Here is an 18,936-nt window from a genome sequence, read left to right on the forward strand (position 1 = left end):
TAATATATATTTAAAAAAATAGCAAGGTTTTAACCGGTTTATAACCGGTTTATTTAGCTTTTAATAATTTTGTAACTTTTAATAAGGTTGCGGGTAAATAAAAAAGACCGTTATGTTAAACATCATAACGGTCTTCATTTTTTTATATACGGAAATCTAAAATCTTAATACATGCCCGCATACGGTAATCTTAAATTCTAGTACATTCCCATGCCGCCCATGTCGGGTGAAGGCATTGCAGGGCCTGCCTGTTTTTCAGGGATGTCGGTAATTGCACATTCTGTTGTCAGCAATAAGCTTGCAATCGAAGCTGCATTTTGTAAAGCTGAGCGTGTAACCTTGGCAGGGTCGATGATGCCGGCTTTTACCATATCAGTCCATTCCATCTTAGCGGCGTCAAAACCTACGCCCTTCTTTTCCTTAGCCTTTTCTGCAATGACTGCTCCGTCCAAGCCGGCATTTTCGGCAATTTGGCGGATAGGTTCTTCGAGAGCCCTCTTTACAATCTTGAAACCTACTTTTTCGTCTTCAGTAAGAGATGTCATATCGGCCTTTTCTAGGGCTGAGATAGCCTGAATCATTGCAAGACCGCCTCCTGCAACAATACCTTCTTCGATAGCGGCCCTTGTTGCCGAAAGAGCGTCTTCAACTCTGTGCTTTTTCTCTTTCATTTCAACTTCGGTTACGGCACCTATCTTGATAACGGCAACGCCTCCTGAGAGCTTAGCTAATCTTTCTCTTAGCTTTTCGCTGTCATATTCCGAATCGGTTGCATCTAGCTGAGCCTTGATTTGGGAAACCCTGTCTTTAATATCCTTGGATTTTCCGGCTCCGTCTATAATCATCGTATTGTCTTTATCGATTTTTATGCTCTTTGCCTGTCCTAACATTGAAATTTGAGCTGCTTCAAGCTTAAAGCCCAATTCTTCCGAAACGACCTGTCCGCCCGTTAAAACGGCTATGTCTTCGAGCATCTCCTTTCTTCTGTCACCGAAGCCTGGTGCTTTAACTGCACAAGTCTTTAGTGCACCCCTAAGGCTGTTTACAACCAAGGTTGCAAGAGCTTCGCCTTCAACATCTTCTGCGATGATTAAAAGAGGGCGTCCCGATTGAGCTACCTGCTCCAAAAGGGGGAGAAGATCCTTCATTGTTGAAATTGATTTATCGTAAATAAGAATGTAAGGATTTTCAAAAACGGTTTCCATTCTGTCTCTATCAGTTACAAAGTAAGAAGAGATATAACCTCTATCGAATTGCATACCTTCTACATAGTCCGTAACGGTTTCCATTGTTTGGGCTTCACCTACATCAATAACGCCGTCCTTTCCTACTTTTGCGATAGCATCAGCGATAATTTTACCGATTTCCGCATCATTGTTTGCGGAAACTGAGGCTACGTGGGCTACTTCTTCCGAGCCCTTAATTTCTTTTGAATTTTTTTGAATATCTTCAACGGCAATAGCTACAGCCTTGTCAATACCGCGCTTTAATTCGAGCGGAGTCATGCCTGCGGCTACGGCTTTTAAGCCTTCTTTTACCATAGAGTATGCAAGAACAGTTGCTGTTGTGGTTCCGTCGCCGGCAACATCATTTGTTTTTGTTGCAACTTCTTTTAAAAGCTGGGCTCCCATATTTTCAAATTTGTTTTCGAGTTCAACTTCCCGTGCTACGGATACACCATCCTTTGTAACGGTCGGGGCACCGAAGCTCTTATCGATAAGAACGTTTCGTCCCTTTGGGCCGAGTGTAACCTTTACTGCGTTTGAAATTTGTTCAACACCGGCGAGAAGGCTCTTTCTAGCCTCTTCATTAAACAATAATTGTTTAGCCATTTTAGTTCTCCTTAAGAATCTATATTAATTTATTAATTATCGTAGGTATAAGATACAAAAAAAAATGCAAAACGGCAAGAGGGGGAAAGAATTGAGAGCGTGTAATTGGTTTAATTGCAACTACACGCTCTAATGGCAGGGATTTATAGATTAACGGATTCTATTTTCCCTTTTTTATAAAGGCATCTTTAAAGCCCAGCTGCTTAAAACGTTCAAGAACGGCGCCGGTTTCATCAGCTTTTAAAGGACCGACAAATATGGTATATCTTGTGTTGTTTTTTATAAGCCTTTCTTCCACTACCATAGGATAGTTTTTTCCGTATTTTTTTAAGGTCTCATCACGATTGTATTTATCGTTATAAATTACGATTTGAACATAGGTTTTGCCTTTTTCAAGGGTATTTGGTACGGTTTCAGTTTCGGAATTTATGGACATAACGGATGTTTCTTCGGCCTTTTCTTGGGTGGTTACACTGTATATATCCGAATCCGTTTCATCGTATGAGTTTGAATCTTCGGCTTCTTCGGCCGGTGTCTCTTCAATAGATATTTTTTCAACCGGAGCCGGAAGGTCTTCACTTGTATCTGAAGCAGGCTCATTTTTGGGTGTAACGTCGGAAACTGTGTCAACCTTTTTTTCTTCAACCGGAGCTTTAACAGGCTCTGCCACGGGATCGACGACTTCAACTTCTTTTATTTCTTCTTTAGCCTGTTCAGGCTCGCTGGGCTCCGATATTTCGGTTACAGGAGCAGGGGGGGCTTCTTTTTCAGGCTCAGGTTCACTTATAGGTGCTACCGTTACAGGCGGCTTTTCCGTTGCCGGCTCCATATAGATTTCGGTTGCGGTATCGACAGTTTCAGGCCTATGTGTCAAAGATGAATCTTCAACAGGCGGCTTATTCGGTTTTACTTCCGGTGCTTCCACTTCTTCCACTGGTTCTGTAGATACGGATTCTGCGGTTTCTTCGGCTGCAGGATCAAGTATTGCCTCTACATTAGGGACTTCTTCCTCTGTAGTTGTGTTTTCTAAAGGAGTTTCGGCAGAAGAATCTTCTTCTACAGGAGCTGCTTCAACCGTTTCAGAAGTCTCGGTATCATCAATATGGCTTTCAATACTATCATAGAGAATTGTATCGCCGTATGTATTTTCGGATACGGGTTTAGTTTCTTCATTTTTGATATTTGCATTAGGTAAATCCGAATGAGAGGCGACAAAGAGGGCCGGATTGGTATCTAAGTCTTGGGATTCGGGGCTTGTTGTTGAAATGCTTTTACCGTCATCTCCATCTTCATTTACCGGACTCGGAGTAAAGACCCTCATTCTGACAACCTTTCCCATAGGAACCTTAAGCTCTTCTCCTAATTCAGGGGACAGACTGACAAGAAGGCCGGGAATTCCCGAGGGACCTATTACAACGGCTCTGGCCTTTATGTTTTTTTCAAGGTTTGTTATTTCCAAAAGGGTGTGTTTGGGAAACATATCGCTTCTGACAAACAAACCTTCGGCCGGAAAGTCTGAAGAAGATCCTATGCCTCCGTTTCCTTCCCAAACCGCCCATATACATGAAAACGATATAATGAATACCAATGCAAATAAAACTTTTTTGTTCATAATCCCTCTCCTTATTGCCTGTTAATTGCTTCGAATACTTCTTTTGATATTTGATCCGCCAGTTTTAAGGCCTTTTTTTCAGGGCCTTCTTCTTTTAGTTTAGTTATATCTATATTTTTTTTATATATTTCTTTTTCTTTTTTACAGTTTATTACTCTTATGCTCAAAGCCTGCCAATCCGGTTCCTTTGAATCGTTTTTTTTATTAAACAGGAGTTCATTTCCGTATTGCATGTAAAAAACAATCAGATAATTAGGTTCTTCTTGAAAAGAAGATTTTATTTCCGAAAGCGAAATATCTTTTTCCGATTTTACTTCGCTGATAGGAATGTTGGTAGCAATAAAACCTTCATCAAAAAACTTGTCAAAAAGATTGTCTTCAAATATTTCTGTAATATTTCTGCATTTTTCGTGAGCATCTTTGTTTTGGAAACAGGCAAAGGCTGCCGTATCTGCAAAGGCAAAGCCGAAAAAAATAAAAAATAATATACAGCTTATGTGTTTTTTTAACATAATAGTCCTCGTGATAGATTATCGGTATTTCAAAAAAAAGGTTAAGAGAATTTAAAAATCGATAAATTTAATGGATAATGTGTAATGAGTAATTGTTAATTCAAAGACAAGCTTCAATTATCCACATTTTGTGTATTTTTTGATTTCTAAAATCTTCGGGTATTGTAGCCTTTGTTATGTCCTTTACCCTTATATTTTTTTTGGAAGAACTAATAAGCTCTGCCTCATCGAATTTTATTTTTTGAGAATTGGTCGAAAAATAAAGCTTTCCGTTTTTTGACAGCACCTCTAGGCAGAGGAGGCAGAGCCTTAGCCAATCTCTATTTACATCAAAGATATCCGCACTTTTTGAATTTGAAAAGGTAGGAGGATCGCAGATAATTAGATCCCATTTTTTTTGTTCTTGGATTGATTTTTCCAAAAAGCGGATTACATCGCTTTTTATAAGCCCTGTCTTTTTTGCATCAAATAGCTTGTTTAATTTTAAATTTTCCTTTGCCCAATTTAAATAGGTGTTTGAAAGGTCAACCGAATCCACGGAAGAGGCTCCGCCCTTTGCCGCATAAACAGAAAAACTTCCCGTATATGAAAATAGGTTTAAAACTTTTTTATTTTTTGCTTCTTTAATAACCATGGAACGGGCAGGGCGGTGATCCAAAAAAAGACCTGAATCCAAATAGTCTTCTATATTTACGTAGAAAAAGCATTCTCCTTCTTTTATAGTTATAAGATTTTTACTTGAGCCGGTCTTTTCGTATTGACTCTTGCCTTTTTGCTTTTCCCGCAATTTTACAAAAATTCTTTCTTTAGGAATAAGGAGGCTTATCGAGGCCGCTTCTTCAATTTCTAAAAGCCATTCCCTTTCTTCTTCTTGAGACTTTTCATAAGGTCGTTTATAAAGATAAATCATTAAAAAGGCTTTTTTTGAGGTCTTATTTTCTATTTCTCCGTAGTCCATACCGTCTTCGGCAAAATAAATATCTACGGCAAGAGGGATTTCGGGTATGTCCTTGTCATACAGCCTATAAGCAAAAATGCCCTCCCGTTTTGCCCACTTTGACAAATGTTTGAATCTTTTTTGAAGCCGGTTTTTAAAAAGCTCCGCCTGATATTGATTTTTTTGCATCTTATTTTTTGATATTCATCATAACGCCGAGCATTGCATAACCTGAGCTTAAATTGTCTTTTTGAACTACAACATCATCGGGAACAGTGATTTTGATATTTGTAAAATTCCAAATTGCCTTGATTCTGGCCTTTATAATGGCGTTTGCAGCTTCTTGAGCATATTTTGAAGGTACGGTTAATATTGCAATTTCCGGTTTATATTCTTTGGCTTTTTCTTCTAGCTCATCTATTCCAAAAACCGAAAGCCCGTGGATTTTTTTCCCGATTTTTCTTTTATCGGAATCGAAAGCCGCACAAATATTTAGACTGTGTTCTCTGAATTCCTGATAACCTGAAAGAGCCGTACCCAAACTTCCGGCACCTATTACAAAGGCCTTTTTTTCCCTATTCCAGCCTAAAAATTTTTCAATGGCTTTTATTAGGTCTTTTACGGGATAACCTTTTTTGGGCTTACCTATAATCCCTGTGATTGTCAAATCTTTCCGTACTTGAATAGGTTCAAGCTCCAATTCTTCGGCTATAACCGTTCCCGAAATATATTCCAAACCTTCATCATCCGCTTTTTTTATAAGATGAAGATAGGACGGCAGTCTCCGCACAGATGGAGCTGCCGATACTTTTTGTTTTGTCATAAAATCCTCATTAAGATAAAAGTATTTATTCTATAATTCTATATTCAAACACTTGCAATGTCAAGGGAATTACTGTGGATGTTCGACAGGAAAGTCCGCAGATGATTTTTAATTATCCTTAAAAAAATGAGGCTTTAGTCTTGACAAGCTCTCCATTTTGTAATATTATTAAGTTCATACTATTTTATTTAAGGAGAGCCGGAATGCCTTGCGGAAAAAAACGAAAACGAAAGAAGATGTCGACGCATAAACGAAAGAAGAAGCTTAGAAAGAATCGACATAAGAACAAGAAATAAATTAGGCGGGGTTTCCCCTAATTGTTCAAATATCTGTAACTTTCGGTTAAACGGAAGGGGGGCTCAGCTTTGAAGCCCCTTTTTTTTAGATTTTGGTGGAATGTAATGGCAAATAACACCTTATTAAGTAGAATAAAAGGCCCTGAGGATATAAAACACCTTTCCTATAATGAACTTAAGACCCTCGCTTTAGAAATACGTAAAGAAATTCTCACTGTGGTAGGGCATAATGGAGGGCACCTTGCAAGTAATCTGGGAGTAATTGAACTTACGCTTGCAATTCACAGGGTTTTTTCCAGTCCTTATGATTCAATAGTCTGGGATGTCGGGCATCAGTCATATACACATAAGATGATAACAGGCAGACAATCCCGTTTTTCTACTTTGCGCCTTTGGGAAGGCCTTTCCGGCTTCCCAAAAAAAGAAGAAAGTGTCCACGATGCTTTTAATACCGGCCATGCTTCAACCTCCATTTCAGCAGCTTTGGGAATCCTTGAAGGAAAAAGACTAAAAAAAGATACCGGAAAGGTAATAGCCGTTATAGGTGACGGTGCGATGACGGGAGGCATGGCTTTTGAAGCTCTTTCAAATGCCGGTGAACTAAAAAAAGATTTAATCGTTATAATAAACGATAATAAAATGTCCATAGGCAAAAATACGGGGGCATTTTCAGAGTATTTAAGCCGCCTTACGGTACATGAAGGCTATCAGCGTTTTAAGTACCTTTTTGATAAAACTATAAGTTCAATCCCTCTAATCGGAAACAAACTCAATTCCATAATTTGGCGCTTAAAAAGAGGTATGAAGGGTATATTCTACAAGAATAATATCTTTGTGGACTTCGGTTTTGAATATGTCGGCCCAATAAACGGGCATAATATAAAAGAACTTGAAAAGGTTTTAAAAAACGTAAAAAAACTGGACTGTCCCGTTGTAATGCTTGTTGAAACTATCAAAGGAAAAGGTTATCCATTCGCAGAAATAAATCCTTCCGCTTTTCATGGAATAGGACCCTTTAATATTGCCGATGGCAAGGTTGAAAAAAATGATGCAATTACCTTTACTCAGGCCTTTGGAAAATCTTTGGTAAAAGAGGCCGAAAAAGATTCCGGAATTGTTGCAATAACAGCTGCCATGGAATCGGGTACCGGCCTTTCTCTATTTCATAATAAATTTCCTGAAAGATTTTTTGATGTAGGTATTGCCGAAGCCCATGCAGTAACTTTTGCAGCAGGCCTTGCTTCAGCCGGAATGAAACCCGTTGCGGCGATTTACAGCACTTTTTTACAACGTGCAATAGATCAGGTTATACATGACACTTCAATACAGAATTTGCCTGTAATTTTTGCTATAGATCGTGCAGGTCCTGTTCCGGCAGACGGAGAAACCCATCAGGGACTTTTTGACATAGCCCTGCTGCGCCCTGTTCCAAATATGACAATCCTTTGTCCCGCCTCAGAAAAGGAATTGAATCTAATGCTTTCTTGGGCTCTTATTCAGGATAATCCTGTAGCAATAAGGTATCCTAAGGCTGACTGTCCGAAAGAAATCCCCGAATTTTCTCAAAGTATTGAAACGGGACGGGGAGTACTGATAAAGAATTCCGATAAGAGCCGCATTTTAATAGCCTGTACCGGCGGAATGTACAAGGAAGTTAAAGAAGCTTCTGCAATCCTTGCTCATAAAAGCCTGTTTACGGATATCTATAATGTTAGATTTGCAAAACCGGTAGACGAAAAGTATTTTTTAAACATTACAAAAAACTATTCATATATTCTTTTTGTTGAAGACGGTATGAAGATAGGCAGTTTAAGTTCGTATTTGGAATCCCTTGTTTTAAGGCATCAAAATAAAAAAGCCGAGCATCAAAATAAAAAAACAGCGGTGCTTGCATTTGAAGATATGTTCTTCCCGCATGGAACGCGCTCTGAAATTTTTAAGGGGGCAGGTGTATCGGCAGAACACATAGCTCAAGCTGCAGAATTACTTTTTGCCGAGACTTATACTGTTTCGGGAACTGCCGCTTTGAATATAAATGATTTATCGCTTCGAAGAGAATGATTTACTGCTTCGCAAAAATTAAGGAGAATATGTAAAATATGGAATTAATTAGAAACATTACAGCTTTTTATTCTTCCTATCTAAGGCCTGTTCTTGATGTGCTTTTGCTTGCATTTTTGATGTATAAGGCCTATCAAATTTTATTAAAAACTCAGGCTATTCAGCTTATAAAGGGTGCAATGTCTATATTGGTGATTTATGCAGTTGCCCTGCTTTTTAATCTTAAAACCCTTTTGTGGATTTTGAATACCTTGGGGCCGGGCATTGTTATAGGTGTAGCTATCGTATTTCAACCGGAGCTTCGTAAAATATTTTTAAAGATAGGGCAGAGTAACTGGCTTAGAACCGGAAAACACTCTAACCACAGTCATATAGACTCTATCGTTACGGCTGCCGAAATCTTATCCGATAAAAGACGGGGAATGCTGGTAGTTTTTGTGCGCCGGAATAATTTAAAGGATATTATAGATACGGGAACAAAACTAAATGCCGAACTTTCATCCAGTTTACTTGTTACTATTTTCGGGCATGATACGCCGCTTCATGACGGGGCTGCTGTTGTACAAAACGGAATGGTAGTTTCGGCGGGCTGTTTCCTTCCGCTTTCGGAGCAGCAAGATATAAGAAAGAGTTTTGGAACCCGCCATAGAGCGGCAATCGGTGTTTCAGAAGAAACGGATGCAGTTGTTCTTGTCGTATCCGAAGAAACAGGGGCTTTAAGCCTTGCCTATGATTCCCGTCTTTATTACGATTTGAGCGGCGATGAAGTTGTAGCTCAGCTTGAGCAGCTTTTAGAAATAAAAAAATATTATGTTCAAGAAGAATCTTTAGATTTAACGGAGGCTTTGCAGGATGAAAATTAAAAAGATATTTGACCTCGTAACTGAAAATTGGCTTGCAAAGGTTATAAGTTTTGCCCTTGCTATAGTGCTGGTACAGCTCTACAAGGGAAGCCTTTTAGAAAAAAAGTATTTTTATGTTCCTCTTGTAATAGAAAATTCGGGAGACCTTGTTCCGGCTGTTAATATTCCGAGGCTGGTCAAGGTTTCGGTTTGGGGAGATTCGACGGTTATAGCTCCGATTATGGAAGAGCATATTTCAGCCTATATGGACTTATCTTCAATTACAAGCCGGGGCGAATACCGTATTCCTATTCAAGCAAAATTAAAAGGTCTAGCTTCAGATGTAACTGATTTTGAAATTTCGGTTGATCCGTCTGACATAAAATTAATCCTAGAAGAAAGTTTATCTAAGAGGGTAAACGTACGCTTAAATTTAGGAGGCGAACCTGCAGAAAATTATGAGGTGTATGAAAGGGATGTAGATCCTGCAACCGTCGAAATAAAGGGGCCTCAATCTGTGGTTTCACAAATTGAAGAAATGCTGACCAACAGTGTACAAATAGATAAGCGCAAAACAGGGTTTTCAGGCTATGTGGATGTATTTGCTTCAAATCCTCTTGTTTCCGTAGTAGGGACTTCCAGAATTGCTTATTCAATTAAGATACGCGAGATAGTAAGTATTCAAACTTATGGCGAACTTAATTTGTATTTTGATAATTTAAATAATAACCTTGAAGTGGTTTCAGATATAGCTGCCGGTAATGTAACAGTCAGAGGTGCTAAGTCCGCAATTGCATCATGGGTTCCTCCTGAAAATGTATTGAGGGTTAATTGTTCAAATATAATTCTACCGGGAATTTATAGTCTCCCCGTGCAGGCCGTTGTTCCAGGAAAACTTTCTCTTATAGATGCAAACCCAAAAAACATTCAGTTTGAAGTTAAACAAAAAGAAGAGCCTTCCGAATAATGATACTCGGCCTTGGTATAGACATAGTTGAAGTTTCCCGCATTGAAAAATGGCTGAATGATGAAAAGCTCCTTCAAAGGTTTTTTAATAAAGAAGAAATTGAGTATGTGCTTTCTAAGGAGAATGGAGCAGCACGTTCCTTAGCTGTCCGCTTTGCAGCAAAGGAAGCCTTTGGAAAGGCTCTCGGAACGGGCTTATCAGGTATAGAGCTTAAAGATATAGTTGTTGTAAACGATAAAACGGGGAGGCCTTTTTTAAAACTTTCCGGTACTGCCCTTCAAGCCTTAAATAAAAAAGGCGGGAAAGCTGTTCATATTTCATTAAGTCATGAAAAAGCTACCGCCGCCGCCGTTGTTGTAATAGAAGGCTTGTTTTAAGGGTGCAAATGCTTATAATTGCCGTGTTGACATGATTTTAATATATGAATAAAATATTCGGGTTATAATTTTAATTTGGAGAAAAAGTATGAGCTTAGATAAATCAAAGCATGAAAAGTATGTTCAAATTCTAAGAGAAGAATTGGTTCCGGCCCTTGGATGTACGGAGCCTATTGCTATTGCTTACACGGCTGCCAATTTACGAAAAATCATGGGAGGCGTTCCCGATGAAATCTTAATCGAGAGCAGCGGTAATATTATTAAAAATGCAAAGTCGGTTATTGTACCGAATACCGGCGGAATGAAGGGAATGGAAGCCTCCGCCTGGATAGGTCTTATCGGAGGAAATGCCGATAAGGGTTTGGAGGTACTAGCCGATGTTACCGATGAGCATGTAAAACAGGCTCATAAATATTTAGCTAAGGGCTGCACCAAACTTAAGCTAATGGATACACCTGCAAGTCTTCATATAAGGATTACGGGCAAACTAAACGGAGATACCGGAGTCGCCGAGCTCATTCACCAGCATACGAATATCGTACTTCTAAAAAAGAATGACGAAATTATCTTTGAAAAGCCTTTTAGCTTGGAGTCTGCCGCAGGTGCTTTAACCGATAGAACTTGTTTAAACGTAAAAGATATTTTGGAATTTGCAGACACGGTTCCGGTTGATGAAGTTTCTCCCATCATTATGAGACAGGTTGAATATAATATGAGAGTTTCAGAGGACGGCTTAAAAACTTCCTACGGAATTGAAACGGGAAAAAATATTTTAAAATATAACCAGAGGAAGGGCGATAATTTTTCGGTTAAGGTTCAAGCGGAAGGTGAAGTCGCAGCAGCCTCCGATGCCCGTATGTGCGGCTGTTCTTATCCGGTTATTACCAATTCGGGAAGCGGTAATCAGGGCTTAGCCGTTTCCGTACCTGTAGTTGTATATGCCCGTGAAAATAAGTTAAGCGAAGAAAAACTAATCCGCTGTTTGATTGTAAGCAATCTTTTAGCCATTCACCAAAAAACCGGAATAGGCAGACTTTCTGCTTATTGCGGTGCGGTAACTGCCGGAGCTGCTTGCGCTGCTGCAATTACCTATATGAAGGGCGGCTCTTATGAACAGATTTGCGGAACAATAGTCAATACTCTGGGTACCGTATCGGGAATCCTTTGTGACGGAGCCAAGCAGTCATGTGCCGCTAAAATAGCTTCTGCCTTGGACTCGGCTCTTTTTTCTCACGAGCTTGCTATGGACGGAAACTTCTTTGCAGGCGGTGACGGCATAGTCAAGGACGATATCGAAAAAACCATAGCCGGCATCGGCGTTGTTGCAGCCCAAGGTATGCGCAAAACCGACGAAGTTGTATTACAGGTTATGCTTAAAGACTAATTTTCATTTAGAACATAAAAAATTCTTTTGCGGGTATTTCCCCTGTTGTCCGTAAGGGTCAGCTCATGTCGGCCCTTAAGGGTACCTCTTCGACCAGACTTTAGAGGCTGAATTTTCATTTGGTGATAGGATTTTGTGCTTCCTAAATATTCTCCGTCCAAATCCCAGTAGATTACAGCTTCGGGGTTTTTATGGGCGGCTTCTGCGACCAATGCCCCAAAAGAGCCGTCAAGTTCCGTGGGAATATAAACTGATGTTCCGTCTTCGGGAAATAGAATTTCAAACTCGCCTGCATTTGATGCCGTACTTTCGGGAAGCCACTGGGGGAGGGATTTATATTCCGGATGCCCCTGCTTATAAAAATATTCTGCAGCTGCCGGAAGGACGAACCTATTTTCTATTTTAGGTAATTCGTTTATATCGTTTGCCTTAACTTGAAACTTGCCGTCAGGACTTAAAGATACCTTTTTACAATAAGGGCAGGTGCTTTGGGTATGAGCGTGTATAGGCTTTAAAACAGCCTTTGTGTTTTTACAAAATTCTCCTGCGGGGTAACCCGAGTCTGCACAAGTTTTTATAAATTCAAAATCTTTTAATTCTTTTTCGGGCCAGTCCGATTTTGGCAAGATATTAAAAATTTCAAATAGGATTGGAGCGGCCAGTTTTGTGCTTGTAATCTCAGGCCTTCCTTCTCCCGAAGCATTGCCGCACCAAACGCCTACGGAATATTTAGGCGTAATTCCTATAGTCCAAGCATCCTTGTTCCCGTAACTGGTTCCTGTCTTCCATGCAATTTTTTGATTTTGTGCATAGAGCTGCCAGATAGCTTCTTCTTCCGGCCTGTTCCCTTCGGTAAGCACATCCATTGTTATTCTGCAGGCTCCCGAAGAAAAAGGAAATTTTTCGTCAAGTTTGTTTTGAGCTCTCAGCATCATCTTTCGATAAGTGTTTGTAATTTCGTATAGGCTTATTTCTCCTCCTCCTAAAATCAGAGGAAGTCCGTATTCGTCGGCCGAACGGTTAAATGTGGTAAAGCCTGATCTTTTTAAGATATCCAAAAAGGCCGGTATTGTAAATTCACGCAGGGCTCTTATAAACGGAATGTTTAAAGAATAAGAAAGAGCCTTGCGGGCAGGAACAGCTCCAGAGTATGTGTAGTTACTGTTTTGAGGTGTGTAGCCTGCAATCTTTGTCGGAATATCTATGAGGAGTTGGTCCGGTAAAATCATTCCCGCATCCAGCATTGCCGCAAACAAAAAGGGTTTTAACAAGCTCCCCGAACTCCGCCTTGCATAAATCATATCGACATGTTCGTTTTTTGCATCGGCATTGTTAAGCCCTGTGTTTCCTATATAGGCTAGAGTTTTTCCCGTTTCGGTGTCTAAAACTAAAACGGCTGTATTATAAACACCGCTTGAAAGATTTCTTTTAAAATGATGATCTGCAATTTCAAAAATTATTTCCTGTAAAGAATAATCCAAACTGCTTATATTTTTTTGATCGGTACTTTTTGTTTTTAAAAACTCAAGGTAGTGATAAGCCTTTTGCGGAAGAGCTTTAGGTTTATCGGGAACAGGTTCTGCGACGGAAAGACTGTAGGTTTCCTTATCGATTTTTTTTTGTAAAAAAAGATTGTACAAGAGCCTGTCCCTCTTTTCTTTTAAAATTTCGGATTCTTTTCCCGGGCGAACCAAAGAGGGCTGATTGGGAAGGACTGCAAGGCAGGCGGCTTCCGCCCATGTTAAATCTTCAGGCCCCCTTCCGAAATACCTCCATGAGGCGGCTTCAAGGCCTACAACATTTCCGCCGTATGGTGCATGGGATGAGTAAAGATTAAGAATATCTTCTTTTGAATAGGAAAGCTCCAAAAAAAGAGATAAAAAACTTTCCCTAAGTTTTTGCTTAAAGTTTCTTACCGGTTTTTTTTCTGAAAGACGGTCTGAAAGACGGTCTGAAAGACGGTCTGAAAGACGGTCTGAGAGACGGGAGGTTTGCATTGTAATTGTAGAAGCTCCCGAAATTATTTTTCCTTTTAGAACATTTTCAACTGCTGCCCTAAAAACCGAAAGAGGGTCTATCCCAAAATGAAAATAAAAATTTTTATCTTCATAGGTAAGTAGAGCTTCCCTGTATTTTTCAGGCAGCTTTGAGCTTTGAGGAAATCTCCACTGCCCGTCACTTGCAGCCGATGCACCTAAAAGTTTTCCGTCGGAGCTGTAAAGAGTAAAAGAATAATCAACTTTAAAATTCGGTGTAAAAAAAAGTATTAAAAATAAAACTATCAGGCCGGAAGTAAAGGCCGGAATCAGGGCCTTAAAAATTTTTTTTATCGGCAGTTCTTTTGGAAAATTCATTTTTAAGTCTCCGCGGGAGATTATAGCATAAGGAAAGGTTGAGGACAAGCATAACAGCGTTTTAACGTGAGGAAATTTGTATACTTGACTATTTTTTTCATTTTCGATATAATTAACCTTAAAATTTTATTATATCGCACACTTAGGAAATGTGCAGAAGGAGAATCGTTGGCTGAAGTAAAAGGTTTGCGGGTAAATGATCAAATCCGCGTAAGAGAGGTTAGGTTAATCGGGGTTAATGGAGAACAAGCAGGTATTGTTCCCACTATTGAGGCTGTAAAAATGGCCGCAGAAGCCGGGCTTGACCTTGTTGAAGTTGCACCTACCGCGAAGCCTCCGGTTTGCAAAATAATAGATTACGGTAAGTATAGATTTCAAATGGAGAAAAAGCTCCGTGACTCCAAGAAAAATCAAAAGCAGCAGATGATGAGAGAAATCAGAATGCAGCCTAAGATACACGACCATGATCTTGAGTTTAAATCTGCACATATTAAAAAATTTCTTGAGGGCGGCGATAAAGTAAAAGTAACCGTGCGTTTTTGGGGACGCGAACTTGCTCATACTGAGCTCGGTTATGAAGTTTTAAACAAGGTTTTGGAAAAACTGGGGGGTGAAGAAGCCTGTACCCTCGAGAAAAAACCTGCTATGGAAGGACGGACGATGTCTATGACATTGAGTCCCAAACAAAAGAAATAAGCTTATAATAAATTTGGAGGTACTTATGCCTAAGATGAAGAGCAAAAGGGCTGCTAAAAAAAGATTTTCTCTTACTGCAAACGGTAAGGTAAAATACAAGCAGATGAACAAGGGTCATATTATGACTAAAAAATCTCAAAAACGGGTACGCCGTCTTAAGAAATCGGCCATTCTTTCAGAGGCTGACAGTATAAAAATGAGAAAGCAGTTATTGCCCTATGGTTAATTTATTTGAAATAGAAGTCAGGAGTTTATAATGTCAAGATCAACAAGCAGTGATAGAAGAATTACAAGAAGAAAAGCTATATTAAAGCAAGCCAAGGGCTTTAGAGGCCGACGGGGTACTAACTTTAAGGCAGCCCGGGATGCCGTACGGAAGGCCCTTCTCCACAGCTATGTAGGAAGAAAAGATAAAAAAAGCGATATGAGGCAGATATGGATTACCCGTATCAATGCAGCCGTTAGAGCTGAGGGTATTACCTATTCACGCTTTATTGCCGGAATGAACAAGGCCGGAATCCAATTAAACAGAAAGGCCCTTTCAAACATGGCTATCGAAGACCCTACCGCTTTTAAGGCTGTTGTGGAAGCTTCAAAAAAAGCTTTAGGAGTCTAATATGCTCAATCTCGATCAGGTAAGGCTCCTTGAAAACAAGGTAGAAAGGGCTGTACAGATGATAAAAAGCCTTCATACCGAAAAAGATGCTCTAAAAAAGGAAATTGAAGTTAGAGATAAACGTATTTCCGAATTGGAGAAACTTATAGTAACTTTTAAGGATGATCAATCCAAGATCGAGGAAGGAATCATCAACGCACTTAATCAATTAAGTGCGTTTGAGGATGCCTCTTATGTAAAAAAACATGAAATGAGGCCTGCGGCCTCGGAATTTGAAACCTCTGCCCCTGTTTCTGTCGGCTCCGGATCAGAGACTTTTTCTGCACCGATTCCTAAAAAAGAACAAACAGCACAAGAAAGCGGCTTAACGGAAGAACCTGTTTCCGATAATCTTCAAAAAGACCTTGATGATGTACTGGGACAATCCTCCGATACAAGTAAACAGATGGATATATTTTAGGTAAAAATGAGCAAAGGGCAATTAAATATAGACTTACTGGGAACTTCCTTTGCAATTCAAGCCAATGAAACGGATGAATATCTAAATCAAATTTATAATCACTATTTAAATGTTTTAGACCAAGTGAGGCAAAGTTCTAAGGTTACCGATCCTTTAAAACTTGCCATACTTGCAGGTATTTTGATTACCGACGAATTATACAAGGAAGAATTTTCGGAACAAAATTCCGACGAGCTAATCAAAAAAGCTTTTGATATAGAAAAATCCGCTATGAGGATGATCGAAAAAATCAATGAGGTAATATGAAAATCTGGGTGGATGCAGATTCATGCCCCGTTAGAATAAGGCAGATTACGGCCAATGCAGGAAACCGCCTAAAAATACCTGTAATTTTTGCAGCAAACAGGAAAATACCCGTACCTAAGAGTAAAAACATAAGCATGGTTGTTACTGAAAATACCGAACAATCGGCCGATTTATACATAACCGAAAATTCGGCTGAGGGAGATTTGGCTATAACCAGAGATATTCCATTAGCAAAAATATTGGTAGATAAGGGGCTTTATGTGATAAATGACAGAGGAACTCGTTTTACCCGTGAGAACATAAATACCTACCTATCTGCAAGGAATTTTATGTATGAATTACAGGCCAACGGACTCGCTCCCGAAAAAACAAACTCTTTCGGTAAAAAAGAGATTCAAAAATTTTCAAATCTTTTAGACAGTCTTTTGACTAAAGCCTTAAAATAAGGTGCTTTTAGCTCAGAATTTTAGTCCTTATTGTACTTTTAGGGGAAAAATGGTATTATAACCGGATGAAAAATAAATTTATTTTAATGTTAATGCTTTGCCTTATTCTTATAAGCTGTAAACAAGATCCTGATCTTTATTTATATGATGGAATGGATAACTTAAAAGACGAGCAAAGAACTCTTATTGAAGTATTAAAAAAGGCGGAAAGCAAAGAAATGAGTTTTGCCGTTAAGGATAGAATAGCAAAAAATCTCAAAGTTAAAAAGAAAAATAAGCTTTTAATTGTATTTTTAAGCTCCCTCATAGAAAACAACCCCGAAGACCCTTATAAGGGCTATTGGCTTTTAATGCTGGCAAACGAGTACATGGAACAAAAAATGAATGAACCGGCTGCCTATTTTTTTGAAAGAGTTATCAAACTTGATAAAGATATGGAAATTTCAGGAAAGTCCATTCAATATCTAAGTTTAAAAAATTTAATAAATATAACCAATGATCCTAAGCGTCTTGTAGAGTATTACTCTCTTTTACTTTCTAACTTTTATGACGACATTGATCCTGCTTATTCTTATTTTATGCTTGCACAAAATTACGAAAAGCTAGGAGAATGGAATTTAGCCATTCAAACCTATTCAAAATTTATAGGTCTCGGACGCTTTGATTTAATTATTCCAGGTATTCCCGATAATTACGGTTATGCCCGAAAAATCGTAGACTACAGCACTTCGACAAAAAGCTGGACAATGGAAAGCCTTGATGAACTTTTGTCCATTATTAAGTCGGCAATTCAGAGGAAGGACTATGATACTTTGGAGAGGTACCGTTCAAAGGTAAACTTTTTTTCTATGGCATGGAAACAGGAGCTTTCCGATATTTACGGTTCTCCCGATTTTTCTTTAAGAAATTTTATGTACGGAACTTATATAAAAATAGAGCCTGAGATTGACCCTTCTTCTACACCCTACGAGGCCTACCTTAAAACCTCCGGTTGGAACCAATATTCAAGAATATGGTACCTGTATTTTAGAAAGGTAAATTTTCCGGCAGACCCTGAAATCCATGGAAGATGGGAATGGGCAGGTATTTACTACGGAGAAAAAATTTAGTGAAGATTCGACTATTTTTTATAGTATCAGTTTTTTTTAGCCTTGATCTCATTCATTCAGCTTCTTTAAATTTTACAAGAGATGAACCTGTTGAACTTTGGCAATATAATAAAACTTCCCTTTCTTATAACTGCCAAAAATCGCTTCATGGTACGGTCATCGTTTCTTCAAAATACCCTCTAATTGAAAAATTTAGAACTCGGTATCTTAATGAAGACGGCTTACGCTATTTGGAAGCGATTATGCAAAGGTCTATTCCTTACCGCAATTTTATTATTGAAGAACTTCGCAGAGAAAATCTTCCTCCGGAACTTTTGTTCTTACCGGTGATAGAATCCGGTTTTTCTCCTAAGGCTGTTTCCAAATCGGGGGCCGTGGGCATCTGGCAGTTTATGCGGAACAGTATCGGCGGTTATGATATTCATATCGATGAATGGATTGATGAAAGGAGAGACCCATGGAAGACCAGTGCCGCCGCCGTAAAAAAACTTAAATGGAACTATAATTATTATAATGACTGGTACTTGGCTCTTGCAGCTTATAATTGCGGAGTAGGTGCCTTAGACAAGGCTATAAAAAAAGCCGGAAGCCGCAATTATTGGTACTTGGTCGAAAACAAATTTTTAAAGACTGAAACCTCCCTCTATGTTGCCAAATTTTTAGCTATTGCAGAAATTCTTATGCAAAGTGAAAAGTACGGCATAGATTGGGGCGAGGCTCTTGATTATCAAGCCACTGATGTTATCCCGATAAGGCGTTCTGTGGATATTGTTCTGATTGCAGAAAAAATTAACGCTGATACTGAGCTTTTTTCAGCCCTTAATCCTTCTTTGAAATTTAATATTACACCTCCCAATGTAAAATATAACTTGCGTATTCCTCTGGAATATAAAGATGCTGTTCAAGATTTGCTTGAAAAAAACACCCTTCTCATAAAATATTACAGTTATAAGATAAAATCAGGTGATACTCTTTATGCCTTATCAAAACACTATGGCGTAAGTGTTAAGTCTATTATGAACTATAACCCCAATGTCAAACCATCCGCCCTTAAGATAGGGCAGGTAATTAAAATACCCGCTTTAAAAACCGTAGCTTCATACCGTAATAGAAAAGATGACCAAAATGTTGAATTTACTGATGTATGTGTAATTAAAAAGGGTGATACGCTTTGGTCTATAGCCTTAAAATATAATATTCAGGTTGAAACTCTTGCCGAAAAAAACGGAATCGAGGTGAATTCGGTGCTTTCCTTAGGTCAAAAACTAAAGGTGCCGATAATAAACTGATAGCCAAGGGGATAAGC

The 18,936-nt window shown here is 39.0% G+C and carries 19 protein-coding genes; 13 read left to right on the plus strand and 6 right to left on the minus strand.

Features of this window, described 5'->3' with window-relative positions; genetic code table 11:
• Positions 1-197 precede the first annotated feature (197 nt).
• From groL to JO40_RS08320, 5 genes are all read right to left on the minus strand, one after another.
• Positions 198-1,832 (minus strand): chaperonin GroEL, encoded by a 1,635-nt coding sequence (gene groL, locus JO40_RS08300; RefSeq protein WP_044978929.1) that lies wholly within the window; start codon positions 1,830-1,832, stop codon positions 198-200.
• A gap of 160 nt (positions 1,833-1,992) precedes the next feature.
• The gene (locus JO40_RS08305; RefSeq protein ID WP_044978930.1) at positions 1,993-3,444 is read right to left on the minus strand and encodes an SPOR domain-containing protein; all 1,452 of its coding nucleotides are present in this window, start codon (positions 3,442-3,444) and stop codon (positions 1,993-1,995) included.
• An 11-nt stretch (positions 3,445-3,455) separates the two neighbouring features.
• Positions 3,456-3,956, minus strand: a complete 501-nt coding sequence (locus JO40_RS08310) for a hypothetical protein (RefSeq protein WP_044978931.1) — start codon at positions 3,954-3,956, stop codon at positions 3,456-3,458.
• A gap of 100 nt (positions 3,957-4,056) precedes the next feature.
• Positions 4,057-5,082, minus strand: a complete 1,026-nt coding sequence (locus tag JO40_RS08315; RefSeq protein ID WP_044978932.1) for a class I SAM-dependent methyltransferase — start codon at positions 5,080-5,082, stop codon at positions 4,057-4,059.
• A gap of 1 nt (position 5,083) precedes the next feature.
• Entirely contained in the window at positions 5,084-5,716 is a 633-nt protein-coding gene (locus JO40_RS08320) for a redox-sensing transcriptional repressor Rex (protein ID WP_044978933.1), read from the minus strand.
• A 401-nt stretch (positions 5,717-6,117) separates the two neighbouring features.
• Here JO40_RS08320 and dxs point away from each other — a divergent pair, with 401 nt between their 5' ends.
• The 5 genes from dxs (at position 6,118) to JO40_RS08345 (ending at position 11,643) form a co-directional block, all read left to right on the plus strand.
• Positions 6,118-8,073, plus strand: a complete 1,956-nt coding sequence (gene dxs / locus JO40_RS08325; RefSeq protein ID WP_044979764.1) for a 1-deoxy-D-xylulose-5-phosphate synthase — start codon at positions 6,118-6,120, stop codon at positions 8,071-8,073.
• 38 nt (positions 8,074-8,111) lie between these two features.
• Positions 8,112-8,936: a diadenylate cyclase CdaA gene (gene cdaA, locus JO40_RS08330; protein WP_044978934.1), complete on the plus strand. Its 825-nt coding sequence runs from the start codon at positions 8,112-8,114 to the stop codon at positions 8,934-8,936.
• Entirely contained in the window at positions 8,926-9,882 is a 957-nt protein-coding gene (locus JO40_RS08335) for a CdaR family protein (RefSeq protein ID WP_044978935.1), read from the plus strand. Before cdaA ends, JO40_RS08335 begins: the two co-directional genes overlap by 11 nt.
• Positions 9,882-10,259: a holo-ACP synthase gene (locus JO40_RS08340; RefSeq protein ID WP_044978936.1), complete on the plus strand. Its 378-nt coding sequence runs from the start codon at positions 9,882-9,884 to the stop codon at positions 10,257-10,259. The genes JO40_RS08335 and JO40_RS08340 overlap by 1 nt, the downstream gene beginning before the upstream one ends.
• A gap of 88 nt (positions 10,260-10,347) precedes the next feature.
• Positions 10,348-11,643: an L-cysteine desulfidase family protein gene (locus JO40_RS08345; RefSeq protein WP_044978937.1), complete on the plus strand. Its 1,296-nt coding sequence runs from the start codon at positions 10,348-10,350 to the stop codon at positions 11,641-11,643.
• Here JO40_RS08345 and pbpC read toward each other — a convergent pair.
• A complete protein-coding gene (pbpC, locus tag JO40_RS08350; RefSeq protein WP_044978938.1) occupies positions 11,640-13,997 on the minus strand; it encodes a penicillin-binding protein 1C in 2,358 nt (785 codons plus the stop codon). The two genes, JO40_RS08345 and pbpC, sit on opposite strands and share 4 nt — an antisense overlap.
• A 168-nt stretch (positions 13,998-14,165) precedes the next feature.
• Here pbpC and infC point away from each other — a divergent pair, with 168 nt between their 5' ends.
• The 8 genes from infC (at position 14,166) to JO40_RS08390 (ending at position 18,919) form a co-directional block, all read left to right on the plus strand.
• The gene (gene infC, locus JO40_RS08355) at positions 14,166-14,693 is read left to right on the plus strand and encodes a translation initiation factor IF-3 (RefSeq protein ID WP_044978939.1); all 528 of its coding nucleotides are present in this window, start codon (positions 14,166-14,168) and stop codon (positions 14,691-14,693) included.
• Positions 14,694-14,718: 25 nt separating this feature from the next.
• Entirely contained in the window at positions 14,719-14,919 is a 201-nt protein-coding gene (gene rpmI, locus JO40_RS08360) for a 50S ribosomal protein L35 (RefSeq protein ID WP_044978940.1), read from the plus strand.
• A gap of 30 nt (positions 14,920-14,949) precedes the next feature.
• Entirely contained in the window at positions 14,950-15,309 is a 360-nt protein-coding gene (gene rplT, locus JO40_RS08365) for a 50S ribosomal protein L20 (protein ID WP_002668132.1), read from the plus strand.
• Position 15,310: 1 nt separating this feature from the next.
• On the plus strand, positions 15,311-15,769 hold the full coding sequence (locus tag JO40_RS08370) for a cell division protein ZapB (protein WP_044978941.1): 459 nt from the start codon (positions 15,311-15,313) through the stop codon (positions 15,767-15,769).
• A 6-nt stretch (positions 15,770-15,775) separates the two neighbouring features.
• Positions 15,776-16,075 carry a cell division protein ZapA gene (gene zapA, locus JO40_RS08375; RefSeq protein ID WP_044978942.1) on the plus strand — a complete coding sequence of 100 codons (300 nt, stop codon included), beginning with the start codon at positions 15,776-15,778 and terminating at the stop codon, positions 16,073-16,075.
• The gene (locus tag JO40_RS08380) at positions 16,072-16,521 is read left to right on the plus strand and encodes a YaiI/YqxD family protein (protein WP_044978943.1); all 450 of its coding nucleotides are present in this window, start codon (positions 16,072-16,074) and stop codon (positions 16,519-16,521) included. Before zapA ends, JO40_RS08380 begins: the two co-directional genes overlap by 4 nt.
• Positions 16,522-16,586: 65 nt before the next feature.
• Entirely contained in the window at positions 16,587-17,630 is a 1,044-nt protein-coding gene (locus JO40_RS08385) for a tetratricopeptide repeat protein (RefSeq protein WP_044978944.1), read from the plus strand.
• Positions 17,630-18,919, plus strand: a complete 1,290-nt coding sequence (locus tag JO40_RS08390; protein WP_044978945.1) for a lytic transglycosylase domain-containing protein — start codon at positions 17,630-17,632, stop codon at positions 18,917-18,919. The genes JO40_RS08385 and JO40_RS08390 overlap by 1 nt, the downstream gene beginning before the upstream one ends.
• Positions 18,920-18,936 lie beyond the last annotated feature (17 nt).

It is taken from the genome of Treponema putidum (assembly GCF_000755145.1).
In the GTDB taxonomy this organism is placed as follows: Bacteria; Spirochaetota; Spirochaetia; order Treponematales; family Treponemataceae; genus Treponema_B; species Treponema_B putidum.